Origin of the sequence: Brevundimonas sp. (assembly GCF_029946145.1) — a bacterium.
Classification (GTDB): Bacteria; Pseudomonadota; Alphaproteobacteria; order Caulobacterales; family Caulobacteraceae; genus Brevundimonas.
Map to the genome: position 1 here is coordinate 23,356 of NZ_JAQSDY010000006.1, position 22,649 is coordinate 46,004.

The window sequence follows — 22,649 nt, forward strand, 5'->3', positions numbered from 1 at the left end:
TTGTGACTATATGACTAAAATGTCGGCGGCTTGTCTGTGTCAATCGTGACTTCCTCGTGTTCTGGTTGGGCATACCCGCCGCACAGGCCCGAACCGAGCACAGACCATGACCACCTTTGCTGACCTCGTTCCCTCGCCCTACGGCCGCTTCGACGGCATCGAACGCCCGTATTCGCCGGAGGACGTGCTGCGTCTGCGCGGCTCGGTGCCGATCACGCATACGCTGGCCGCGCGCGGCGCCAACCGGCTGTGGGAACTGCTGCACGACGAGCCGTTCGTGAACGCCCTGGGCGCCGTGACCGGCAACCAGGCCATGCAGATGGTGCGCGCGGGCCTCAAGGCCATCTATCTGTCGGGCTGGCAGGTCGCCGCCGACGCCAACACGGCCGGGGCCATGTATCCCGACCAGTCCCTGTACCCGGCCAATGCCGCGCCCGAACTGTGCCGCCGCATCAACCGCACCCTGCAGCGGGCCGACCAGATCGAGCATGCCGAGGCCAAGCCAGGGGAGGGGGCCAAACGCGACTGGTTCGCCCCCATCGTCGCCGACGCCGAGGCCGGATTCGGCGGGCCTCTGAACAGCTTCGAAATCATGAAGGCCTTCATCGAGGCCGGCGCGGCCGGTGTTCACTTCGAGGACCAGTTGGCCTCCGAGAAGAAGTGCGGCCACCTGGGCGGCAAGGTGCTGATCCCGACCCAGGCGCATGAGCGCAACCTGATCGCCGCGCGTCTGGCCGCAGACGTCATGGGCACGCCGACCCTGACCGTGGCCCGCACCGACGCCGAGTCGGCCCAGCTGATCACCTCGGACGTGGACGAGCGCGACCGGCCCTTCATCGACCGCGACAACCGCACGCCCGAAGGCTTCTTCCGCCTCAAGGAAGGCACGGGTCTTGACCACTGCATCGCCCGCGGCCTGTCCTACGCCAAATACGCCGACGTCCTGTGGTGGGAGACCTCCCATCCCGATCTGGACGACGCCCGCCGCTTCGCCGAGGCCGTGCACAAGGAACATCCCGGCAAGCTGATGGCCTACAACTGCTCGCCGTCGTTCAACTGGAAGGCCAGGCTGGACGATGCCACCATCGCCAAATTCCAGCGCGAGCTGGGGGCCATGGGCTACAAATTCCAGTTCGTGACCCTGGCCGGCTTCCACAGCCTGAACAACTCGATGTTCGAGCTGGCCGACGGCTATCGCGACCGGGGCATGGCCGCCTATTCCGAGCTGCAGCAGCGCGAGTTCGCCAACGAGGCCGCCGGCTACACCGCGACCCGTCACCAGCGCGAGGTCGGCACCGGCTATTTCGATCAGGTCGCCACCGTCATCTCCAACGGCCAGTCGTCGACGACGGCGCTGAAGGATTCCACCGAGACCGCCCAGTTCGTGGCGGCCGAGTAAGCAGGAGAGAGACCATGCAACCCCTGGACAACCCCACGGCCATCATCGACTGCTGCCTCGCCCCGCTGAACCTGGACACCGGGACCGAGGCGGAGCGCGAGGTGCGCCGCCGGCTGGAGCACGTCATCAAGACCTTCCGGGCCAAGGCGGCCCAGCCGGTCAGCGTCGACTTTTCGTCCATGCCCTCGCAGGTCATCAACGAAGCCGCGCACGGCTACGAATAGGGGTCAGGCGGCGATAGCCGCGGCCGCCGCCCGCGGCATGGAGACGACGAGCTCCAGCAGTTCAGCCGCGTCGAAGGGTTTGGCCAGATGCCGGTCCGCGCCCGCCGCCTCGGCCATGGTTATGTGCTCGCCCAGGGCGTTGGCTGTCAGCATGACGATCGGCGTGCGCCCCAGGCCCATGGCCGCCTCATGCAGCCGGATCTCGCGGATCGCCGTCAGGCCGTCCATCACGGGCATCTGCATATCCATGAGGATCAGGTCAAAGTCGCCGTCGCGGCATGCCTGCAGGGCGAGGGCGCCGTCCTCGACCGAGACCAGCTCGACGGAAGCCTGAGCCAGGATCAGTTCGACGACCTTGCGATTCACCGGGTGGTCATCGGCCAGAAGGACCCGGATCACGGGTTGGTCGCCGTCAGCCGCGCGGCTCGGCGACAGCCCCGCGGCCACGGGCCTGCCGGCGGCGCGGAAGGGAATGGTCAGGATGAAGGCGGAGCCGCCGCCGGGCTCGCTTTCGCAATCCAGGTCGCCGCCCATCATTTCGGCCAGCTGGCGCGAGATGGCGAGGCCCAGGCCCGAGCCTCCAAACTTGCGGGTGATCGCGCCGTCGGCCTGCTCAAAGCGGCTGAACAGGCGGGCGCGGGTTTCGCAGTCAAAGCCGATGCCTGTGTCCTCGACCGAGAACCGGAGCGTCGGCGCGCCGTCCCGGTCGGGGCCGGGCGAGGCGGTCAGGCTGACGAAGCCGGTGCTGGTGAATTTTACGGCGTTGGAGACCAGATTGGTCAGGATCTGCTTCAACCGCACCATGTCGCCGGTGATCCAGCAGTCGGCTCCGGGCGTGATCTCGACGAAGAACTGCAGGCCCTTCTCGCTGGCCGCGCTTTCATACAGACGGGCCGCCTCGCGGACGGCGCAGCCCAGATCGAAGGTTTCCTCGGCCAGTTCCAGCCGGCCGGATTCGACGCGGGCCAGGTCCAGAATGTCGCTGAGCAGGACCTGCAGGGTGCGGCCGGACGACTGGATCAGCTCCAGCATCTCGCGCTGATCTTCCGAGAGACCGGTCCGGGCCATGGCCTGGGCCAGGCCGATGACGCCGTTCAGCGGCGTGCGGATCTCGTGACTCATATTGGCCAGGAACTGACTCTTGGCGCTGCTGGCCGCCTGGGCGGCGTCGCGGGCCTCGGCCAGGGCGGCGGCGTCGTTCTTCAGGTCCGTGATGTCAGTGCAGACGGTGACGATACCGCCCGCGGACGTGCGGCGATCGGATACGCGCAGCCACCGGTCTCCGGCGATGCGCTGCTCCATCGTGGTCGATAGCGCCTTGCGGGATTCCAGACGCTCGGAGATCCATTCGTTTTCCCGACCGATAGCGTCCGCATAAAGCCCTTCGGCCAGGCCGATCTCGATGATTTCGAGGAAGGTCATCCCCGCTTCGAGGTTGGAAGACAATTCGGGGTTCACTTCGGCATAGCGGTGGTTCCACAACACGAGCCGATCGCCGCTATCAAAGAAGGCGAGGCCATCGGGCATGGCGTCCAGAGCGTCGCGGAAATCAGCCAGACCGCGGCGCAGTGGCCTGCGCGGCCAACCGGCCAGGGCGGAAACGCCCGGCAGGCCAGCCATGAACCTCCGGACGCCGTTCATGCGACAGCCTCCGCCGGCGCGCCGGGCGAAAGGCGGTCACCGTCGGCCATGTCATCGAAAATGTGGAAAATTCTGTCCACCAGATCCCCCGCCCGAATTCGAAGAATGCAGGAAAGGGGTGAACAAACTGTGGTTGTCGTGTCGTGTCGCGTTCAGGTCACGGCAGTGCCCACGACGACCGGGAACCGGCGCCCCAGCACCTTCGCCGGATTCACCTGACGATCGCCGCGGCGGACCTCGAAATGCAGGTGAGGGCCGGTCGAACGCCCGGTCGAGCCCACCAGACCGATACGCTGACCGCCCTCAACCCGGTCGCCGGAGGCCACATCCAGACGGCTCAGGTGGCCGTAGAGGGTGCTCATCCCGTTGGGATGGCGGATTTCCACGAAGCGACCGTAGCCCTCCGGGTCATACCCCGCGCGGAGGACCGAACCCTCGGCCGCTACGAAGACGCCCGTTCCCTGGGGCGCCGCGATGTCCACGCCCTCGTGGTTGCGCATGGCCTGGCCGGGCATCTGGCGTGGGCCGAAGGGGGAGTTGATCGCATAGCCCTTCACAGGCCCGTCAAAGGCGATCAGGCGGGTGATCGGACCCGCTGCCTCGGCCACTGCGGTCACGGGCGGCGCCTCCGGAACGGCGAAGGTCTCGACCGGCAGCATCGGGTCGGGCGCCGACAGGGGCGCGGCGGCCATGGCCAGCACGGCGACACCGGTCAGGACGGCGGCCTGGCCGGAATGGATGAGAAACGACCTTGCGGTCGGCAACAGGCGTCGCATGCGGCGTCGGCTCCGTCTTCGGCTCGTGAGAGCGGGGAGGGGGCGCCGGCGGGCCGCAACATACGCGACACACTGCGGCCAGCGACCGGAGAGCGCGCCTTTTCACGGGTCGGTGGGGCTGCTTTGGGGCGAACGGGAGCGTCAGGTCGTCGCAGGGTGGAACGAAAAAGGGCGCGCGACCCCGCCGGATCGCGCGCCCCCTTGACGGATATGGGTTGGCCTAGAGCGGCAGACGGAAGGTGATGGCGCCCACGTGGGCGTCGGCCTGGTCGCCAAAGCGGCCGCGGTAGCCGATGTTCATGGTCACCGGGCCAAACCCGGCGTCGACGCCGGCCGAGGCGATCAGGGAGCCGCCGAACGGATCCTCGATTTCCCGCGACAGGATCTGCGCGGGGTTGGCGGTGATCCGCGTGCGGACCGCGTCGCTGCTGTCGCCGAAGGAGTCGCGATAACCGCCCTCGACATAGAAGGTGAAGCCGTCGCCGCCGCCTTCTGCCCTCAACGAGACTTCCCCGCTGGCGGCCTGGACGGTGCGGTCCTGATACTCGTACTGGGCCCCGATGCCCTGCTCGGTGTAGCCGTTCACGTCGGTGGAGACGAAGCTGACCGCCGCGCGCGGCGACAGACCGATGCCGCCCATGTCGAACCAGACCCCGCCCTGGAGGCGGGCGCCGAGGCTTCCGCCGTCCGTTTCGCCGCTGTGGACGATGGGCGCCAGCGAGGTGACGCGCGTGATGTCGTCATACTGGTCGATCGAGCCGCCGACCGTGGCGTTCACGAACATGGAGCCCGAACGCCAGCCTGCGAAGGCGTCGAAGGCGAAGGTTTCGACGTCAAACGCCATGGCCCCGGCTTCGACCTCGGCCGTGCGGTAAGTGGCCGTGAAGCCCATTCGCGTGCTTTCGGACGCGACGTGATCCACGCCGGCGCGGACGCCCCAGCCGGTCGCATCCGCCGCGGCCACGCTGCCGCGCGCGTCGGTCTCGACGCTGTCGGCGATGGCTCCGAAAGTCAGGTGGGTGCCCGTCTCCCAGGCGGCGCGCGCCGACAGACCCTCGCTGGTCAGATCCAGAAGGTCCTCGCGCTGACGGAAGGCGGTTTCGGCCTGTACGGTCGATTGGGCGCCGATATCGCCGTAGTAGAGATAGTCGGTGGCCAGCCGGGCCAGCAACTGGTGGCCGGCCGCGGTGGGGTGGACCGTGTCCCAGTAGAGGTAGGTTCCGGGTGTGGCGCAGACGGTCACGCCGTTGAAGCAGGTGTCCCTGGCGTTCGTCAGGCCGAACGCGCCCGGATTGCCAGCGAGCGTGGTCCCGATCTTGTACAGGTCCATCAGGATGATGTTCGTGCCCGGGCGGGCCGCGGCCGTTGTCATCAGTCCGCTGAGCAGGGCGCCGTTGAATTGCGTGCCGGCGTAGTCGGCCAGCGGCGCGGCAGGGGCCCCCGCGCCCTGGTTGAACTGCGGAGTCAGGGCCAGGTTGGGCAGGTTCGATACGAGAATGGTTCCGGCCCCGGCGGCGGCCACGCTGTTGACGATGAAGTTGATGTCCGCCGCGGCGGCGAAAGCCACAGGCTGGATGGCGCCGGTGGGGTTGGCCGAGGCGCCGGCGGCCGGAACCGCCTGGAAGATGTTGTTGGCGCCGCCCAGGATGCTGACCAGATCCGTGGAGCGGAAGGTGCCGCCCGCGCCGGTGTAGGCCAACAGCTGGTTGCGCATTCCCGGGGGGCTGGCCGAGCTGTCGGTTCGGGCGCCGCCGAAGGCGTAGTTGACGCTGCCGGTCACGGGGGCGCCGGCCGTATAGCGTCCGGCGCTGAACCCCAGAAGCTCGGTGAAGACCGGGCCATTCGAGAAGCGGCCCTGGAAATAGGGCGGCGAGGTGGGCTGGCCGGAGATAGCGTACAGGTTGCCGTTGTCGCTCAGGCTGTCGCCGAACACGACGAGGCGGCTGTAGCTCTGGGCGCTGGCGGCCGAGGCCATGGCGCCGGCGGCGGCGACCGTCAGTGCGGCAAGCGCCGCGCTGCGCAGGAAACGAGACATCGATGATCCTCCCTCGGTCGTCATGATGCGACCGTTGAGGCCAGTGTGCGCTGGTTTCGCGTCGGCGCAAGATGCCGTCAGGGAAGGTTTCAGTGCAGCATTCTGAAACGCAGCGTTCCCGCAACACTCTTCAGGGCACGGAGGGCTTCCGGATCATAGTCGCGGTCGACGTCGGTGATGACATAGCCGGTGCGTTCGTCGGTCTTCAGATGCTGGCCGAGGATGTTCAGTCCCGCCGCGGCAAGTTCGCGGTTCAGCTCGGCGAGGACGCCGGGCTGGTTGCGGTGGATGTGCAGGATGCGGTGCGCGCCCGTCACCTCGGCCAGCTGCACATTGGGCAGGTTGACGCAGAAGGTGGTGTCGCCGCGGTTGAGGTAGGCCAACAGCCGTTCGGCGGCGAATTCGCCGATGGCTTCCTGGGCTTCCTCGGTCGAGCCGCCGATGTGGGGCGTCAGGATGACGTTGGGCAGTCCGCGCAGGGGGCTGTCGAAGGGGTCGGCGTTGGTCGCCGGCTCGTCGGGGAAGACATCGATGGCGGCCCCGCCGATACGGCCCGCGCCCAGGGCCTGGGCCAGGGCGCCGATGTCGACGACATGGCCGCGCGACAGGTTCACCAGCAGGGCGCCCGGCTTCATCTTCGACAGTCGGGCGGCATCGATCAGGGCGGTATTGTCGGTGCGGCCGTCGACATGCAGGCTGACCACGTCGCTCTCGGCCAGAAGGGCGTCCAGCGAGGCCATGCGGCGGGCGTTGCCCAGGGCCAGGCGCTCGGTCAGGTCGTGGAAGATCACCCGCATGCCCAGGCCCTCGGCCAGCACCGACAGCTGCGAGCCGATGGCGCCATAGCCGACGATGCCCAGGGTCTTGCCGCGCAGTTCGCGCGAGCCGGTCGCCGACTTGTTCCACTCTCCGCGGTGCATGGCGGCCGACTTGTCGGCCACGTCGCGCATCAGGGCGATGGTCAGGCCGACGGCCAGCTCCACCACGGAGCGGGTGTTGGAATAGGGGGCGTTGAATACGGCCACGCCCCGGTCGGCGGCGGCTTCGAGGTCGATCTGGTTGGTGCCGATGCAGAAGGCGGCGATGGCCATCAGCCGGGGCGACGCCTCCAGCACGCGGGCGCTGACCTGGGTCTTGGAGCGCACGCCCAGCACATGGACGCCCTGCAGGGCCTCGATCAGGGCGTCCTCGTCGAGCGCGCCCTTCAGGCTCTCGACCGAATAGCCGGCCTCATGCAGCCGCTCGACGGCGGCGGGGTGGATGTTCTCGAGCAGCAGGATGCGGATGCGCGCGCGGGGATAGGACCAGCGGCCGGCCAGACCCTCGGCGTGCAGGAACTCGTCCATCGACGGGGAAACGGCATCGGCGGCGGCCACGACCCGGTCGCGACGGACGATCTCGGTGAAGGCGTGGAAGCGGTCGGCGACGCCGGACAGGCGGACCTCGGCGTCGGTCCAGCCGTCCCCGACCATGATCACGGGACCGCTGAAGCCCTGGGCGCGGACGGCGACGGATTTGCCGTCGGCGTGGGCCAGTGGATTGTCCTGATCGACGCCGGTGACGCGGCCTTCGGCGTCGTAGGTCAGGTCGTTGCACAGCACCCGCTCGGGCGCGATGTGCAGGTGTTCGGCGAGCGGAGCGACGATCTCGCGAAAGCCCCCCGACAGGATGACGATCCGGTCGGCGTTCTCGCGGAAGAAACGCAGGTTGCGGCGCACCGAGGGCGTGCCTTCGTCGAGGATGCGGCCCGCCAGTTCGGCGATGTGGTCGCGGGTCAGGGGCAGCAACTCGAGGCGGCGGCGCAGGGCTTCGCCGAAGGGGATGCCGCCGGTCATGGCCTGGTCGGTCAGGCGAACGATCTCGGCGCGGATCGCCTCGGCGTCGGGCGCGCCGGCCAGGGCGATGTCGGCCAGCGCCTCCAGCGTCTCGATACGGACGAGGGTCGAGTCGAAGTCGAAAATATAGGTCGCCGGATCAGCCATGGCGCGACCTTCGCCTACCTTCGCAGTTGCAGCAATGGGTTTGGCCAGGGGAAACCACATGCAAACGCCGGCCGCCCCGCGAGGGACGACCGGCGATCAGTCTGGCATGGCGTCAGGCCGGAACCGGACGCAGGCCTCAGAACTTTCCGAGGCTGCGCAGCCGGCTGTCGGGACGGCGGGCGTCCATGGCGGCGGCGCCGATGGCGGCGGCGATGGTGATCAGGGCCAGGGCGGCTCCGCCTTCTCGAGCGTGATCCTTGGCGTAGGCGCCGGCGTCATGCGCATAACGTCGAGCCGTCTTGCCGTGCTTCTTCAAGGCTTTGCGCGAGGAATGTCGTGCGCCGTGCAGGATGCGCTCGCCGCGGTGGCGCGCCTCGTCGCCGATGTCGGTGGCGCGTTCGCCGGCATCGCTCAGGCCATGACGCACCGTCTCGGCCAGATCGCCGAAGCGGTCGCGCAGGGCGTCGGCGTCAACCCAGCCGCGCGGGTCGAAGCGGCCGCGCATGCGCTCGTAGCGGGTCGGACCCGACCGCTGGTTCAGCAACAGGGCGGCGACGCCGATTCCGGCCAGGATGGCGACGACGCCGCCGGTGATTCCCGGGTGTTTGCGGACTTCGGCGAGGGCGGAGAACTGGCGGACCATGGGATAGTGAACCTCTTCATCGAGGCCGTCGTCGTTCGGGTCGTAGAGCCCGTCGTCGAACGGCTGGTACGCGGAACCCCTGTCCCGCATCATGACAGGAGCGAACCGCGCCAGAAGTGGTTCCGCCAGACCCGGCAGGGCGGAATAGAAGCTGGCGATCAGCCGTCCGCCGCCCCCCACGGTGATCTCGCGGATCGGATGGCTGGCGCAGTACAGGATGGTGTCGGCCACGACGTGGGTCGCATAGACCGGTTGCGGATTCTGCACCGCCTGACCGGTCAGGTTGCGGGCGTGTTTGTTGTAGGGCGTGTCGATCGCCGACGGCTTGACCAGCGACAGGGTGATCGGCGCCTGTTCGCGCATCAGCTCCAGACGGAAGGCGTTGGTGAAGCCCTTCACCGCATGTTTGGACGCTGAATAAACGCCCTGGATCGGGCTCGGCGCGTCGGACAGGGTCGAGCCGACATTGACGATGGCCCCGCCGCCAGGCCGTTCGCGCAGATGGTCGGCGGCGATCATCGAGCCGTTGACCACGCCCCAGTAGTTGGTCTCGAACAGCCGCCGCTGATCCTCGAGCGTCGTCGCGCGGATATTGCCGAAGATCGAGACCCCGGCGTTGTTGATCCAGGTGTCGAAGCCGCCGAACAGGCGCACGCATTTCTCCGCCGCTTCGGCCAGGGCGTCATAGTCCGCCACGTCCGCGACGGCCCATGCGGCGCGGGCGCCGGTGGCCTGCAGTTCCTCGGTGAGAGCCTTGAGGTCGTTTTCGCCGCGCGCGATCAGGAAGACGCAGGCCCCGGCCTTCGCCGCCCGCTGCGCGGTCGCCAGGCCGACGCCCGAGGTGGCGCCGGTGATGACGACAGCCTGCTGGCTCAGGGGCTTGAGGGTCGCTTTGGTCATGATCGCGGACTCATCCTTCGGGCGTCTGGACTGTATCTCCGTCATTCCGGGCATGGGCAAGGCTCGGAGCTTCGGCGAGAACGTATGCCCACGGTATTCGGCTCCAATCCTCCCCGGCTGTCGTCATCCCGGCGAAGGCCGGGACCCAGCGGCGCCGGAGGCGACCTGTTCACCTACGCTGGTTGCCGGGAGTGTCCGCGACAGGGTCGCGCTCTCGCGCGCCGCTGGGTCCCGGGGTCGCTGCGCGCCCCGGGATGACGACAAAGAGAGACGCCTTATCATCGCTGCAACGGCTCCCTATCTTGTCGGGCTCCATATTCCCTTCGAGGATCGCCCGTGACCGATCACGCGCATACGACGCCCGCCGACCCCGCCGACGATCTGGCCGCCGCCTTCCAGATCGAGGGCTGGCCCGTGCGCGGCCGGCTGGTGCGGCTGGGCGAGACCATCGACGCCATCCTGTCGGCCCACGCCTATCCGGAGCCCGTGGCGGCGCTGCTGGGCGAGGCGTGCGCCCTGGCGGCCCTGGTAGGGTCGAGCCTGAAGTTCGAGGGTCGGCTGATCGTCCAGGCGCAGGGCGACGGGCCCGTGCGTTACGTCGTCGCCGACTATGACACCCAGGGGCATATGCGCGGCTACTGCCGGTTCGACGAGGCCGAGGTCGCCGCGGCGTCGCAGGGTTTCGCCCGGCCGGGCGCGCGCTCATTGCTGGGGCAGGGCGTGTTCGTCATGACGCTGGACCGGGGGCCAGAGTTCGAACGCACCCAGGGCATCACGCCGATCGAGGGCGAAAGCCTGTCGCTGGCCGCCGAACACTATTTCCAGCAGTCCGAGCAGATCCCGACCAAGGTCCGGCTGTCGGTCGGCTCGGTCACCACGGACGCGGGCACGGGCTGGCGGGCCGGCGGCGCCCTGATCCAGCTGATCGCGGGCGACGACGCGCGCGGCTCGACCGAGGAGGCGTGGGACCGGTCGAGGGCCCTGTTCCAGACCCTTGGCGACGACGAATTGCTGGACCCGACGATCACGCCGGAAACCCTGCTGTTCCGCCTGTTCCACGAGGACGGCGTGCGGCTGGAGGATGCGCGGTCGCTGGTGGCCCGTTGCCGCTGTTCGCGCGACCGCATCGCCGGGGTCCTGACGTCGTTCAAGGCCGAGGAGCGGGCCGAAATGGTCGAGGCCGACGGCATGATCCGGGTGACCTGTGAATATTGCGCGACGGTGTATGAGCTGGAGCCGGAAGAGATCACCACCGACTGATCCGCCGAAGCGTGACCGCGAGTTCATTTGAAGTTCAGGTCGCGGCCCGTCATTGGCGAACCATGATCAGCATTCTCGCCGCCTCCATCTTCCTGACCGCCGCCGCGCCCACGCCGCCGCCGTGCCGCTTCGCGGGAGAGCCGCGCGCCTGGACGGCCGCGGCGCTGGCGTCCTGGGACCGGCTGGATCATGAGCGGCTGCGGATCGCCGAGCCCGTGACTCCGGTCATCACCCTGTTCGACGAGGCCTGCGCCTGGACGCTGACCCCTGACGCCCGTGGCGATTTCCGCGTCGGCGCGCGGCGCTATCGCACCGCCGGCGCGGCGCATTCAGGAGAGGTGGGCCTGCCCGACGGCGGGACGGTTCCGGCCCGGAAGCTGGCCTTCGCCTCCCCGATGTCCGACGGCCGGATGTTCTTCATCATGGCCCTGCCGCCGGTCTGGCGGGCGGATCGCAGCGAGCCGCGCGACTGGCGCCGGCTGTCGATGGTCGTCTTCATGCACGAGTTCGCCCACACCCAGCAGGCCGCGAGCCTGGGCGTGCGGATCGACGACCTGCTGGCCCGCGGCCTGCCCGAGGACAGCGATGACGACGTGATCCAGGACCGGTTCGGCGAGCAGCCGGACTATCGGACGGCCTATGAGGGCGAGCGGGACCTGTTCTATCAGGCCGCCGCAGCGACCGACGCGGCCCCCGCGCGCGACAGTCTGGCCTCGGCCGCGCAGGCGATGGAAGCCCGGCGCGCGCGCTGGTTCCGTGGGCCGGACGCGCTCTACGCCGAGGCGGACGACGTGTTCCTGACGCTGGAGGGCACGGGCAACTGGGCCGCCTGGATGTGGCTCACCGACCCGCGCGGCGGCCATCTGAGCCCGTCGGACGCCACCACCTTCGTGCGCGGCGGGGGCAACCGCTGGAGTCAGGACGAAGGGCTGGGGATCATGCTGGCCGCCGACCGCCTGACGCCGGACTGGCCGGCGCTGGCGTTCGCTCCCCGGGGCGCCACGGCGGACCGGCTGATCGAGAGGGCTCTACGGAGCCGCTGAGGCCTGGGCCGCGACCGGCGGAGATGCGGTCCATGGTCCGATGGCGATGACGCCGTCATAGGCCCCGTCGCTGACGGGGCCCATGACGACTCCGCGCGCTTCGGCGTCGTAGCGGGTCATGGAGTCATGGGCCCGACAGCCGTCCGCCTGACAGCTCCACGACTGCCCGCCCTGCTGGGCGACGTTGAGGGTGATGGTCTCCCTGGGCGGCAGGTGGGCCGCGGCAGGCATGAGGTCAAACCGGTCGAAGCGCGTCTTGCTGGCGTGGATGTTGCCGACCAGCACCAGCACCCGGGACTCCGGCCGTTCGGTCGCCGCCCGCGACAGCTCCACCGCCATGTCCAGCTCATAGTAGTTCTGGTCGAAGGCGGCCGGCCTCGGGCTGGAGGGCTGGAAGGCGCGGAACGCCACATCGGCCCCGCCGGCCTTCAACCGGCGGATCGACTGCATCATCTCCAGCATGGCCAGGCTGGTGCGACCGTCCGCCATGGTCGCATTGTGGAAAATGGTGTCGCGCAGAGCCTCCGCGGCCGTCGTGTCGTCCGGAGCCGCGAGGAAGGCGTCCAGCCGGGGCTGCATTTCCACAGGCAGCTCCAGCGCCACGGTCACCGGTCCCTGTTCCGCCGCGGCGCAGACCAGTTGCGCGAAGGCGGCGGGCGTCTCCGCGGCGCCGTGGATTTCCCCCACGATCACGAAGCGGGCCTCCGGCGTCCACAAGGCCTCGTGCCCGGACGGAGGCGAACAGGGAGCGGCGGCGAAAATCGTTGCGGCGGCGAACAGTGCGATCATGAGAACCCCCGGTCACGCATGGGCCATACCTGTGCGTGTGCAAGGGTTGACGCCCGATTGCGGCGGTCGCGTGGCGGGTCAGTAGGCCAGCGCGATCCCGTCCTTGCGCATCTCCGACGCCGCCCCGTAGGTCCACGGCCCGCGCGCGTTCGCCTGGCGCACCACGTTCTGATAGCCGCCGAAGCCGCCGTTGGGGCCGCCCAGAACCCAGCCCATGGCTTCGAGCTGTGCCTTCGAGGCGGCGGGCACGCCGGTCTCGAGGAACAGGGTCCCGACGCCCTCGGCCGGCTGGCCGGTCGGTTCGGACGAGCCCTCGTGCTGCCAGCGCGGCGCGTCGCCCGCCTCCTGCGGGTCGAGGCCATAGTCGACCATGTTGATGATGATCTGGGCCTGGCCCTGCGGCTGCATGCCGCCGCCCATGACGCCATAGGCCATCCACGGCTCGCCATTCTTGCAGGCGAAGCCGGGGATGATGGTGTGGAAGGGCCGCTTGGCCGGCGCATAGACGTTGGGGTGGCCGTCGTTGAGGTTGAACAGCTCGCCCCGGTCCTGGAACATGAAGCCCAGGGTGCCGCCGTCGGGACCGTCGGAGACCAGGCCCGAGCCCATGCCGCGATAGTTGGACTGGATCCAGCTGACCATCATGCCGTCCTTGTCGGCGACGCTGAAATAGGTGGTGTCCCCTTGCGTCGGGGCGTCTCCCGGGAAGACGCGGTCCATGACCCGGTCGGGCCGGATCAGGGCGGCGCGTTCGGCGGCGTAGGCTTTCGAGTTCAGCCATTCGACCGGGGTGCGGCTGAACCGCTCGTCGGCGAACCATTTCGCCCGGTCCTCGAAGGCCAGACGCTTGGCCTCGGCCTGATGGTGGATCGAGGCGGCGGACTGGAAGCCCATGCCCTTGAGGTCGAACTGTTCGCAGATGTTGAGGATCTGGTTGGTCGACAGGCCCTGGGTGTTGGGGCCAAGGCCGTAAACATCGACGCCGCGATAGTCAGTACGGATCGGCTCGACCCATTCGGTGCGGTGCGGGGCCATGTCGGCGCGGGTCAGCCAGCCGCCGATGCGGCGGAAATAGCGTTCGATGTGGTCGGCGATGGGCCCGTCGTAGAAGGCGTCGCGGCCGCCCTCGGCGATCAGGCGCAGGGTGCGGCCGAGGTCGGGATTGGCGAAGACCTCGCCGACCGCGGGCGTGCGGCCGTCGCGGGCGTAGACCTTCTTGCGGTTGTCGTTCTCCTCGATGATCGCGGCGCGCCGGTCGAAATTGGCCATGTTGCGCTCGAGGTACCAGGCGATCAGCTGGGGCATGGGCACGCCCTCCTCGCACAGCTCGGCGACCGGCAGCAGGACGTCCTTCCACGGCAGCTTGCCGTAGCGCTGGTGGGCGCTCCACCAGGCGTCGACCGTGCCCGGGACGTTGACGGTCACCGCGCCATAGGGCGGCAGATAGCCGTCCTCGGCCTTCTTCGACCGGGCGGTCTCCAGCGACAGGCCGCGGGGGCTGTTCCCCGAACCGTTGAAGCCGACGACCTTCCGCTGGGCCGGGTCCCACATCATGCAGAAGGCGTCGCCGCCGATGCCGTTGGCGGTGGGCTCGAGGAAGCCCAGGGCGGCGTTGATGGCGATGGCCGCGTCGATGGCCGAGCCGCCTCGCCGCAGGGTGTCGATGCCGATCAGGGTGGCGCGCGGATGGGCCGTGGCGGCGGCCCCGTGCGCGCCCCAGACGGTCGAGCGGCCGACGAACTGGACGCCGCTATTGCGGTTGCCGGGACCGACGCCGGCGTAGGGGTCGGCGGGCGGGGTCTGGCGGGGAGGGGCTTTGGGCGCAGCGGAGGTCGCGCCGGCGGAGGCTGCGCTCGCTCCCGCGAGCAGGGCTCCGGCGGGCAGGGTCGAGAGGAAGGTGCGACGGCGCATGATGGACTCCTGTCTGGGACGATCAACCTAACCGCTTCGCATCCAGTGGGAAGGAGAAACCGGGCGATGACGAAGGTCGCGACCTGGAGTAGGGTGTTCGCGCACGGAGACGTTGTCATGCTGCCGCTTCTGCTGATGCTTGTTTCAGACCCGCTGGCGCAAGTCGCACCGGTTCCGACGCCTGATCCCGGGATTCGCCTCCGGGTAATCGACACCTCGGGCGTGCCGCAATGCGATGGCGGCGGGTATCAGCGGATCGAGGAGCCGTCCGGCTCCCGGGACCTGCGGCCTGACATGACCTGGAGGGCCGCTGGCGAGGTCCGGCGCTATCTGTTGCTGGATCGGACGGTCAGGGGTTGCCCGGCGCCGATTTCATACGCCGTTCCCGACGGGCAGGACGGCCTCATCCGGGAACTGGGACGCACCGCTCCGCCGGTCCGGTTTCATCCGCCCCGATCGGGCGAATAGCGGGTACGGCTTCGCGGCCTGAGCCAGCCAGGAACGTTCAGCGCGTGGAAGACCGGGTAGGCCGCGTCGGAGCAACCACGGGTTGACACCCTCCTTCGGAAGGAGCGATCCTCGCCATATGGTGGTGTCGACGATCATGGCGCTTGCGCTGCTGGGGGGGCAGGACGCCCCTCAACAGCCGCCTGTCACCCTTCCCGAGGTCGTGGTCCAGTTCGCGCCGGGCGATCCCGTCGGTCAGTTCGTCCGGGGGATCACGGTACCGGGCGAGCACGGGCGGTATCAGGGGCAGGTCGCACGATGGGACGCCGACCTGTGCGTCAGCGTCGTCGGCTCTTCGCCCGAGGTGAACGCCTGGCTGACCGAACAGATCACAGCCAATTTCCGGTCTCTCGATGTCCCCCACGGGAAGCCTGGCTGCGAGCCGACGGTCGCGGTGGTGATCTCGACAGAGGCGGACGCCTTCGCGGAGGCGTTCTCCCGCAGCAACCGGAACCGGATTTTCAAGACCCGCGCAGGAGCCGTCGCGCAGTTCCTGGGGCCGCCGCGGCCAGTGCGCTGGCAGCACGTGACCCGAACCGGACCGGTCGGAGTCGACCCGAGAGAGGAGACTCTGGCCGAGGGCTTCGCGGCCGAACTGGGCCGGATGTCCAACTCGCGCATAATGACATCGACGGCCCGCGCCATCGAGCAGGCGATCATTCTGGTGGATGCGGAACGGGCGTCGGCGGCGCCTCTGGACGCGCTGGCGGCCTATATCGCTTTCATCGCCCTGGTCGATCTGCCTCCCGAGCCGTCGGCGGCGGGACAGCGGACGATCCTGTCGCTGTTCGACGAGACGGCCCCCGACCGGCCCCGGGCGCTGACCCGCTGGGACCGGGCGTTTATCGACGCGCTATACGGCGTGACACCGGATGACCTGTTCAGCCTCCAGCAGATGGAAATTCAGCTTCGGATGAGGCGCGGGCTCGCGGAGCCGGCAATCAGCCGCCCAGATCCAGCGAATAGCCCGCAGAGCGCACCGTCCGGATCGGATTGACTGTGCCCTCGACGTTCAGGGCCTTGCGCAGGCGGCCGACGTGGACGTCGACGGTGCGGGCCTCGACATAGACGTCCGAGCCCCAGACGGCGTCCAGCAGCTGTTCGCGGCTGAAGACCCGGCCGGGATGCTGCATCAGGTGATCGAGCAGGCGGAACTCGGTGGGGCCGAGGTGAATCTCCTGGCCCGAGCGGCGCACGCGGTGGGCGACGCGGTCTATGACGATGTCGCCGTGGTTGATGCGGTCGTCCGCCAGACCCGGGCGGATGCGGCGCAGGACGGCGCGGATTCGGGCGATCAGCTCCGACATCGAGAAGGGCTTCGTCAGATAGTCGTCGGCGCCGGTGTCGAGGCCGCGGATGCGGTCGCTTTCCTCGCCCCTGGCGGTCAGCATGATGATCGGCAGGTTGCGCGTCTCGGCCCGGCCGCGGATGCGGCGGCAGACCTCGATGCCCGACAGCTTGGGCAGCATCCAGTCCAGCAGAACCAGGTCGGGCAGACGTTCGTCGATCTGCAGCATGCCTTCCTCGCCGTCCGAGGCGACGACGACGCGATAGCCTTCCTTTTCGAGATTGTACGAGAGCAAGGTCGCCAGGGCGTCCTCGTCTTCCATCACCAGAACATAAGGCTGCACGTCGAACTCTCCGGTCAGGCGGTCGTCGTCGGGTCAGTGTCGTCGGTCGGCGCGAGCGGGTCGGGATTCCACCGGGGGCGTTCGCCGGTGAATTCCTGGCCCGTGATCTCGTAGTAGATGGTTTCGGCGATGTTGGTGGCGTGGTCGCCGATGCGCTCGAGGTTCTTGGCCATGAACAGCAGATGGGTGCCGGCCGTGATCGTGCGCGGGTCGCCCATCATGTAGGTCAGCAGTTCGCGGAACAGGGCGTTGTAGTGCTCGTCGACCTCGTCGTCGGTGTTCCAGACGGCGATGGCGCGGTCGACCTCGGCGGCGGCGTAGGCGTCCAGCACGTCGCGCAGCCGCATCGACACCAGCTTGCCCATCCGCTCGATGGATCGCGTCAGGGGCGGCATGGGGTCGCCCTCGGCGAGGATCAGGCCGCGCTTGGCGATGTTCTTGGCCAGGTCGCCGGTGCGCTCGAGATCCACCGCCAGCTTCATCGACGCCAGGGTGCGGCGCAGGTCCGAGGCGACGGGTTGGCGCAGGGCGATCAGGCGGATGGCCTTGCGCTCGATGTCGCGGTGCATGGCGTCGAGTTTCGCGTCGCGGTCGACCACGGCGCGGGCCAGGGCGATGTCGCGGCGGGCGACGCTGTCGACGGCGTCGGCGACCTGGGCCTCGGCCAGACCGCCCATGCGGGCGACCTCGGCGGTCAGCTGGTTCAGTTCGTCGCCATAGGCCTTGACGGTGTGCTGGTTCATCAGCCGAACCTTCCGGTGATGTAGTCCAGCGTGCGCCGCTCGCGCGGGTTGGTGAAGATGTCTTCGGTGTCGCCCGTCTCGATCAGGCGGCCCATGTGGAAGAAGGCGGTGCGCTGGCTGACCCGCGCGGCCTGGGCCATCGAATGGGTCACGATGACGATGCAATAGCGCTCGCGCAGCTCGTCGATCAGCTCCTCGATCTTGGCCGTCGCGATGGGGTCCAGGGCCGAGCAGGGCTCGTCCATCAGGATGACCTCGGGCTCGACGGCGATGGCGCGGGCGATGACGAGGCGCTGCTGCTGGCCGCCGGACAGGCCGGTGCCCGGCGAATGCAGGCGGTCGGCGACCTCTTCCCACAGGCCGGCGCGTTTCAGCGAGGCCTCGACGACGACGTCGAGTTCGGCCTTGGACGTGGCCAGGCCATGGATGCGGGGTCCGTAGGCGACGTTCTCGTAGATGGTCTTGGGGAAGGGGTTCGGCTTCTGGAACACCATGCCGACGCGGGCGCGCAGCAGCACGGGGTCGACGGACTTCGCGTTGATGTCCTCGCCGTCCATCTCGATGCGGCCGGTGACCTTGGCGCCCGGAATGGTGTCGTTCATGCGGTTCATGGTCCGCAGGAAGGTGGACTTGCCGCAGCCGGACGGGCCGATCAGGGCGGTGACGGTCTTGTCCGGAATGTCCAGCGAGACGTCATAGAGGGCCTGTTTGCCGCTGTAGAAGACCGAGACGTCGCGCGCGGCGATCTTGGTTGGACCGACGGGCCCCGAACTGTGCACGACCGGCGGCGCGGCCATGACCGGCGTTTCGGAAGGCGCGCCGCCCTCGACGCCGTCAGGAGCGCGGAAGAGATTGAATTTCATCGGGCTACCACCGGCGTTCGAAACGCCGGCGCAGGAAGATGGCGGCGGCGTTCATGACGATCATGAAGGCGAGAAGGACAAGGATGGCCGCGGCCGTGCGCTCGTGGAAGGCGCGCTCGGAAGCATTTTCCCAGATGTAGACGAGGGAGGGCAGGGCGCCGCTGGGTTCGCCGATCGCGGCCGGAATGCCCGGGATGAAGCTGACCATGCCGATCAGCAGCAGGGGGGCGGTCTCGCCGAGGGCGTGGGCCATGGAGATGATGGCGCCGGTCATGACGCCGGGCATGGCCAGCGGCAGTGTGTGGTGGAAGACGGTCTGGGTCTTCGACGCGCCCATGGCCAGGGCGGCCTCGCGGATCGAGGGCGGCACCGCCTTCAGCGACGAGCGGGTGGCGATGATGATGGTGGGCAAGGCCATCAGGGCCAGGACCAGGCCGCCGACCAGCGGGCTGGCGCGCGGCAGGTGCATCCAGTTGATGAACAGGGCCAGACCCAGCAGGCCGTAGATGATCGACGGCACCGCGGCCAGGTTGTTGATATTGACCTCGATCATGTCGGTGATCCGGCCGCGCGGCGCGAACTCTTCCAGATACAGGGCGGCGCCAACGCCCAGCGGAATGGCGATGAAGGCGGTGACCAGCAGCATCAGGGCCGAACCGACCACGGCGCCCAGCACCCCGGCCAGTTCCGGCTCGGTGGAGTCGCCCCTGGTGAAAAGGCCGCTGTTGAAATGTGTGGCGACGAGGCCCGAGGCCTTCATCCCGTCCAGCCAGCCGATCTGTTCGTCGCTGAGGCGGCGCTGGTCCGCGGGCGTGTCGCGCGAGATTTCGCCCTTGAAGAACAGGTCCGCGTCGTCGGACACCGGCGCCGCGATCGGCACGGTCTGGCCGATCAGGTTCGGATTGCCCTGGATGCGTTCGGCGGCGGCGAACTTCAGCTCGGACGAGAACAGGCCGCGCATGGCCGCGGCCTTCGTCCCCTGGGCGTCGTCGGCGACGCCCATGCGCGCCAATTGCTGCTCGGCCACCAGCAGTTCGAAATTCGTGCCCTGCGGATAGGCGCGGTCGACGCGGGCCGGGTCCATGTAGACGGGCACGGTGATCGTGTGGGTGTAGAAGGCGGTGTGGCCCTGTTCGATGATGCGGCCCAGCAGCAGCAGCAGGAAGCCGACGGCCACGCCGATGGCCAGCAGGCCGTACAGCCTGAACCGGCCCTCGCGGGCGTAGCGGCGCTTCAGCCCCGCCCGCAGGCGGTCGGCGCGAACCTCGGGCGTGACGGTCGCGTCAGTCATATTGCTGCCGATAGGTCTGGACGATGCGTTGGGCGACGATGTTCAGCGCCAGGGTCACCAGGAACAGGGTCAGGCCGAGACCGAAGGCCGACAGGGTCTTGGCGCTGTTGAACTCCTGGTCGCCGGTCAGCAGGGTGACGATCTGGACGGTCACGGTGGTGACGGTGTCGAGCGGGTTCAGGGTCAGGCGCGCGGCGAGGCCGGCGGCCATGGTCACGATCATGGTTTCGCCGATGGCTCGCGACATGGCCAGCAGCATGGCGCCGGCGACGCCGGGCAGGGCGGCCGGCAGCAGCACCCGCTTCACCGTCTCCGACTTCGTCGCGCCCATGGCGTAGGAGCCGTCGCGCAGCGACTGGGGCACGGCGTTGATGATGTCGTCCGACAGGGAGCTGACGAAGGGGATCAGCATGATGCCCATGACCATGCCGGCGACCAGGGCCATCTGGTTCTGCACCAGCATCAGATACTGGCCCAGCCCGTCCAGCGGACCGCCGACCAGCATGGCGCCGATGCCGTTGAAGAAGCCGCGGAACGCCGGTCCGACGGTCAGGGCGGCGAAGAAGCCGTAGACGACGGTCGGCACGCCGGCCAGAATTTCGAGCACCGGCTTGACCACGGCCCGGAAGGTCGGCCCGGCGTACTCCGACAGATAGATGGCCGAGAACAGGCCCACCGGGGCGGCCACGGCCATGGCGATCAGCATGATCAGGAAGGTGCCGGCGAACAGGGGCAGGGCCCCGAAGGCGCCGGTCGATCCGACCTGGTCGGCGCGAATGGCGGTCTGCGGGCTCCACTGGGTCCCGAACAGGAACTCCGCGATCGGCACCGAGGAGAAGAATCGCATCGAGTCATAGACCAGCGAGGCGATGATGCCGACGGTGGTCAGGATGGCCACGGCCGAACAGACGAACAGCACGCCGACGATCCAGCCCTCCACCCGGTTGCGGGCGCGCATGCCGGGGCGGATCTGGCCGAAGACGAACAGGGCTCCGAGAAGGCCGACGAGCAGGGCGGCCACGCCGGCGCCGATCTGCAGCATCAGGTTGATGCGCGCGGCCCGCTGGCCCTCTGCCGGCAGGAGTTCGGCGTAGGGGGCGGGCCAGATCTGAGCGGCCGGACGGCCGGCGCCGACCGCGCGGGCGTCGGCGAAGAAGGCTTCGCGGCGGAACGGCTCGAGCTGCTGAACGGCCTCGGGCGCGCCGGAGGCGGTCAGCGACTGCTCGAGAGGGCCGGAGAAGACGTTGGCGGCGATCAGGATCGCGAGAGCTGGGACCACGGTCCAGATCAGGGCGTAGGCGCCGTGCTGGCCGGGCCGGGAATGGGGGCGCTGACCCTCACCCCGCCGACGCGCAAGCCCACGGCCGCCGATATAGGCGGCGACGGCTGCGGCGATCAGGATCGGCAGGAAAAGCCAGGTCATGGACGTCCGGAACAACGGGAATCGGAACGCGCGGTATCCCGTACGCCCCGCGGCGATAACTGCCCGGGAATGGTCAGCGGATTACGACGGGTGAATGACAGTTCTGTTACGCTGCAGGGCCCTGCGACGCCGTCCTGTCACACGACCGTCGTGGCGCGGGAAGCGGCGACGGGAAAATAGGCTGTAAATACCGCGCCATGGCCCGGGGCGCTTTCGACCGTCAGCCCGCCGCGGTGGCGGTTGACGATGTGTTTGACGATCGCCAGACCCAGACCCGTGCCCTGGCGTTCGCCGCTCTTCTGACCCTCGACGCGATAGAATCGTTCGGTCAGCCGCGGCAGATGCTCGCGCGCCAGACCGGGGCCGTGGTCGCGCACCGTGATGGCGGCGTAGCGCTGGCCCGTTTCGCGGTCGGGCGTGACCAGCGGCAGTCGGGTCGCTCCCTCGCCGCGATTGCCGCCGGACCAGGGGGCCGAGGCCTCGTCCAGTGTGATGTCGGGCTGGATGACGATCTCGACGGTCCCGCCGGAAGGGGAATATTTGATGGCGTTGTCGACCAGGTTCTGAACCACCTGCAGAATCTCGTCGCGGTCTCCGCTCACCGGCGCGCTCGATCCCCGGTCCGGCAGATGGACGGAGACCGCACGATCCGCGGACAGCACGCTGACGGCGTCGACCACGTCCGCGGCGGCCCGCGCCAGATCGACCCGGCCGGCGGGCGGGATGTGTTCGTTCAGCTCGATCCGGCTGAGCGACAGCAGGTCGGCGACCAGCCGGCTCATGCGATCGGCCTGGGTCGCCATGATGTCGAGGAATTTGTCCCGCGCCTTGGGATCGTCCCTTGCGTGACCCTTCAACGTCTCGATGAAGCCCGACAGCGAGGCCAGCGGCGTCTTGAGTTCGTGGCTGGCGTTGGCGAGGAAGTCGACGCGCATCAGCTCCATGCGCCGCACCTCGGTCTCGTCGCGCAGGACCAGCAGGGCCAGCGTCCGGTCATCGGGGGATGGGAGGGGACGGGTCAGGGCGCGCCAGTGCCGCGTCTGGGCGCCGACGCCGGCATAGTCGGTGGTGCGCGTCAGGCCCCCGAACAGGGCTTCGTCCACAGCCTCCAGCACCGCCGGATCGCGGAGCACCGGCACCAGTAGGGCCCCCTCGGCCTGGATGCGCAGCAGATCGCGCGCGGCGGTGTTGGCCAGGACGATACGGCGGCCGGCGATGTCATCGGCTTCGCCGCCCGACACCACCAGCACCGGGTCGGCCAGGGCCTCGAAGACGCTGTCGAGCAGGGCCCGGTCAGAGGGGGGCTCGGTGATCTGGGCCTTGTCCGCCGGGCCGGCCTCGACGCGGGTGGGGCGATGGATCACCCAGGTGGCCAGCCCGACCAGAAACGCGGCGCCGAGCAGCCATGCCGTCGCCGGTTGAAGGATGGCCGCCGCGATGAGGGCGACGATCGCGATGCCCGCGCTGGCGCCGACCGTCCACAGCCGGGATCCGGACGGAGGGGCGACGGGAGAGGATGACACTTCGTAGGGCATTCACGCTTTCGCTGGCGCGGGTGACTCGCTGGCCGCGAACATGACACGGAATT

The 22,649-nt window shown here is 68.9% G+C and carries 19 protein-coding genes and 1 pseudogene; 6 read left to right on the top strand and 14 right to left on the bottom strand.

The annotated features are described in order from the left end of the window. The first annotated feature begins 106 nt into the window (after positions 1 to 106). Both aceA and PSV23_RS01565 read left to right on the top strand, forming a co-directional pair. Entirely contained in the window at positions 107 to 1,399 is a 1,293-nt protein-coding gene (aceA, locus tag PSV23_RS01560; RefSeq protein WP_300465749.1) for an isocitrate lyase, read from the top strand. A gap of 14 nt (positions 1,400 to 1,413) precedes the next feature. After that, on the top strand, positions 1,414 to 1,623 hold the full coding sequence (locus PSV23_RS01565) for a hypothetical protein (protein WP_300465750.1): 210 nt from the start codon (positions 1,414 to 1,416) through the stop codon (positions 1,621 to 1,623). A gap of 3 nt (positions 1,624 to 1,626) precedes the next feature. Here PSV23_RS01565 and PSV23_RS01570 read toward each other — a convergent pair whose 3' ends face one another. The 6 genes and pseudogenes from PSV23_RS01570 to PSV23_RS01590 form a co-directional block, all read right to left on the bottom strand. Further along, positions 1,627 to 3,243: an ATP-binding protein gene (locus PSV23_RS01570; protein WP_300465751.1), complete on the bottom strand. Its 1,617-nt coding sequence runs from the start codon at positions 3,241 to 3,243 to the stop codon at positions 1,627 to 1,629. 173 nt (positions 3,244 to 3,416) lie between these two features. After that, positions 3,417 to 4,040 (bottom strand): M23 family metallopeptidase, encoded by a 624-nt coding sequence (locus PSV23_RS01575; protein WP_300465752.1) that lies wholly within the window; start codon positions 4,038 to 4,040, stop codon positions 3,417 to 3,419. Between the two features lie 220 nt (positions 4,041 to 4,260). Continuing rightward, complete coding sequence (locus PSV23_RS01580) at positions 4,261 to 6,075, bottom strand: autotransporter domain-containing protein (RefSeq protein WP_300465753.1); 1,815 nt, start codon at positions 6,073 to 6,075, stop codon at positions 4,261 to 4,263. An 89-nt stretch (positions 6,076 to 6,164) separates the two neighbouring features. Continuing rightward, a complete protein-coding gene (gene serA, locus PSV23_RS17340) occupies positions 6,165 to 7,421 on the bottom strand; it encodes a phosphoglycerate dehydrogenase (RefSeq protein ID WP_370460976.1) in 1,257 nt (418 codons plus the stop codon). Between the two features lie 105 nt (positions 7,422 to 7,526). After that, positions 7,527 to 8,117 (bottom strand): annotated as a pseudogene (locus tag PSV23_RS17345) (HAD family hydrolase); the annotation flags it as partial. 76 nt (positions 8,118 to 8,193) lie between these two features. Beyond that, the gene (locus PSV23_RS01590; protein WP_300465755.1) at positions 8,194 to 9,600 is read right to left on the bottom strand and encodes an SDR family oxidoreductase; all 1,407 of its coding nucleotides are present in this window, start codon (positions 9,598 to 9,600) and stop codon (positions 8,194 to 8,196) included. A 336-nt stretch (positions 9,601 to 9,936) separates the two neighbouring features. On the opposite strand from PSV23_RS01590, the gene PSV23_RS01595 reads away from it, so the two are divergent. After that, positions 9,937 to 10,860 carry an Hsp33 family molecular chaperone gene (locus PSV23_RS01595; protein WP_300465756.1) on the top strand — a complete coding sequence of 308 codons (924 nt, stop codon included), beginning with the start codon at positions 9,937 to 9,939 and terminating at the stop codon, positions 10,858 to 10,860. 62 nt (positions 10,861 to 10,922) lie between these two features. Continuing rightward, positions 10,923 to 11,903 carry a hypothetical protein gene (locus PSV23_RS01600; RefSeq protein ID WP_300465757.1) on the top strand — a complete coding sequence of 327 codons (981 nt, stop codon included), beginning with the start codon at positions 10,923 to 10,925 and terminating at the stop codon, positions 11,901 to 11,903. Here PSV23_RS01600 and PSV23_RS01605 read toward each other — a convergent pair. Together PSV23_RS01605 and PSV23_RS01610 are read right to left on the bottom strand one after the other, a co-directional pair. Further along, positions 11,889 to 12,692 carry a hypothetical protein gene (locus tag PSV23_RS01605; protein WP_300465758.1) on the bottom strand — a complete coding sequence of 268 codons (804 nt, stop codon included), beginning with the start codon at positions 12,690 to 12,692 and terminating at the stop codon, positions 11,889 to 11,891. The two genes, PSV23_RS01600 and PSV23_RS01605, sit on opposite strands and share 15 nt — an antisense overlap. Positions 12,693 to 12,770: 78 nt before the next feature. Continuing rightward, on the bottom strand, positions 12,771 to 14,603 hold the full coding sequence (locus tag PSV23_RS01610) for a gamma-glutamyltransferase family protein (protein ID WP_300465759.1): 1,833 nt from the start codon (positions 14,601 to 14,603) through the stop codon (positions 12,771 to 12,773). 117 nt (positions 14,604 to 14,720) lie between these two features. On the opposite strand from PSV23_RS01610, the gene PSV23_RS01615 reads away from it, so the two are divergent. Continuing rightward, entirely contained in the window at positions 14,721 to 15,071 is a 351-nt protein-coding gene (locus PSV23_RS01615) for a hypothetical protein (protein WP_300465760.1), read from the top strand. 118 nt (positions 15,072 to 15,189) lie between these two features. Continuing rightward, positions 15,190 to 16,107 carry a hypothetical protein gene (locus PSV23_RS01620; RefSeq protein WP_300465761.1) on the top strand — a complete coding sequence of 306 codons (918 nt, stop codon included), beginning with the start codon at positions 15,190 to 15,192 and terminating at the stop codon, positions 16,105 to 16,107. Here PSV23_RS01620 and phoB read toward each other — a convergent pair. The 6 genes from phoB to PSV23_RS01650 all read right to left on the bottom strand — a co-directional run bounded on the left by phoB (position 16,052) and on the right by PSV23_RS01650 (position 22,596). Beyond that, positions 16,052 to 16,741, bottom strand: coding sequence for a phosphate regulon transcriptional regulator PhoB (phoB, locus tag PSV23_RS01625; protein ID WP_300465762.1), 690 nt, complete (start codon positions 16,739 to 16,741; stop codon positions 16,052 to 16,054). The two genes, PSV23_RS01620 and phoB, sit on opposite strands and share 56 nt — an antisense overlap. A gap of 14 nt (positions 16,742 to 16,755) precedes the next feature. Next, complete coding sequence (phoU, locus tag PSV23_RS01630; RefSeq protein WP_300465763.1) at positions 16,756 to 17,484, bottom strand: phosphate signaling complex protein PhoU; 729 nt, start codon at positions 17,482 to 17,484, stop codon at positions 16,756 to 16,758. Then, the gene (gene pstB / locus PSV23_RS01635; RefSeq protein WP_300465786.1) at positions 17,484 to 18,281 is read right to left on the bottom strand and encodes a phosphate ABC transporter ATP-binding protein PstB; all 798 of its coding nucleotides are present in this window, start codon (positions 18,279 to 18,281) and stop codon (positions 17,484 to 17,486) included. The genes phoU and pstB overlap by 1 nt, the downstream gene beginning before the upstream one ends. Before the next feature lie 70 nt (positions 18,282 to 18,351). Further along, on the bottom strand, positions 18,352 to 19,638 hold the full coding sequence (pstA, locus tag PSV23_RS01640; protein ID WP_300465764.1) for a phosphate ABC transporter permease PstA: 1,287 nt from the start codon (positions 19,636 to 19,638) through the stop codon (positions 18,352 to 18,354). Beyond that, a complete protein-coding gene (pstC, locus tag PSV23_RS01645) occupies positions 19,631 to 21,061 on the bottom strand; it encodes a phosphate ABC transporter permease subunit PstC (protein ID WP_300465765.1) in 1,431 nt (476 codons plus the stop codon). The genes pstA and pstC overlap by 8 nt, the downstream gene beginning before the upstream one ends. A 137-nt stretch (positions 21,062 to 21,198) precedes the next feature. Then, positions 21,199 to 22,596 (bottom strand): cell wall metabolism sensor histidine kinase WalK, encoded by a 1,398-nt coding sequence (locus PSV23_RS01650; protein ID WP_300465766.1) that lies wholly within the window; start codon positions 22,594 to 22,596, stop codon positions 21,199 to 21,201. Positions 22,597 to 22,649: the final 53 nt, after the last annotated feature.

Coding starts and splice junctions, on each gene's coding strand:
- aceA (WP_300465749.1), top strand. CDS start 107: ATGACCACCTTTGCTGACCTCGTTCCCTCGCCCTACGGCCGCTTCGAC.
- PSV23_RS01565 (WP_300465750.1), top strand. CDS start 1,414: ATGCAACCCCTGGACAACCCCACGGCCATCATCGACTGCTGCCTCGCC.
- PSV23_RS01570 (WP_300465751.1), bottom strand. CDS start 3,243: ATGGCTGGCCTGCCGGGCGTTTCCGCCCTGGCCGGTTGGCCGCGCAGG.
- PSV23_RS01575 (WP_300465752.1), bottom strand. CDS start 4,040: ATGCGACGCCTGTTGCCGACCGCAAGGTCGTTTCTCATCCATTCCGGC.
- PSV23_RS01580 (WP_300465753.1), bottom strand. CDS start 6,075: ATGTCTCGTTTCCTGCGCAGCGCGGCGCTTGCCGCACTGACGGTCGCC.
- serA (WP_370460976.1), bottom strand. CDS start 7,421: ATGGACGAGTTCCTGCACGCCGAGGGTCTGGCCGGCCGCTGGTCCTAT.
- PSV23_RS01590 (WP_300465755.1), bottom strand. CDS start 9,600: ATGACCAAAGCGACCCTCAAGCCCCTGAGCCAGCAGGCTGTCGTCATC.
- PSV23_RS01600 (WP_300465757.1), top strand. CDS start 10,923: ATGATCAGCATTCTCGCCGCCTCCATCTTCCTGACCGCCGCCGCGCCC.
- PSV23_RS01605 (WP_300465758.1), bottom strand. CDS start 12,692: ATGATCGCACTGTTCGCCGCCGCAACGATTTTCGCCGCCGCTCCCTGT.
- PSV23_RS01610 (WP_300465759.1), bottom strand. CDS start 14,603: ATGCGCCGTCGCACCTTCCTCTCGACCCTGCCCGCCGGAGCCCTGCTC.
- PSV23_RS01615 (WP_300465760.1), top strand. CDS start 14,721: ATGCTGCCGCTTCTGCTGATGCTTGTTTCAGACCCGCTGGCGCAAGTC.
- PSV23_RS01620 (WP_300465761.1), top strand. CDS start 15,190: ATGGTGGTGTCGACGATCATGGCGCTTGCGCTGCTGGGGGGGCAGGAC.
- phoU (WP_300465763.1), bottom strand. CDS start 17,484: ATGAACCAGCACACCGTCAAGGCCTATGGCGACGAACTGAACCAGCTG.
- pstB (WP_300465786.1), bottom strand. CDS start 18,281: ATGGCCGCGCCGCCGGTCGTGCACAGTTCGGGGCCCGTCGGTCCAACC.
- pstA (WP_300465764.1), bottom strand. CDS start 19,638: ATGACTGACGCGACCGTCACGCCCGAGGTTCGCGCCGACCGCCTGCGG.
- pstC (WP_300465765.1), bottom strand. CDS start 21,061: ATGACCTGGCTTTTCCTGCCGATCCTGATCGCCGCAGCCGTCGCCGCC.
- PSV23_RS01650 (WP_300465766.1), bottom strand. CDS start 22,596: ATGCCCTACGAAGTGTCATCCTCTCCCGTCGCCCCTCCGTCCGGATCC.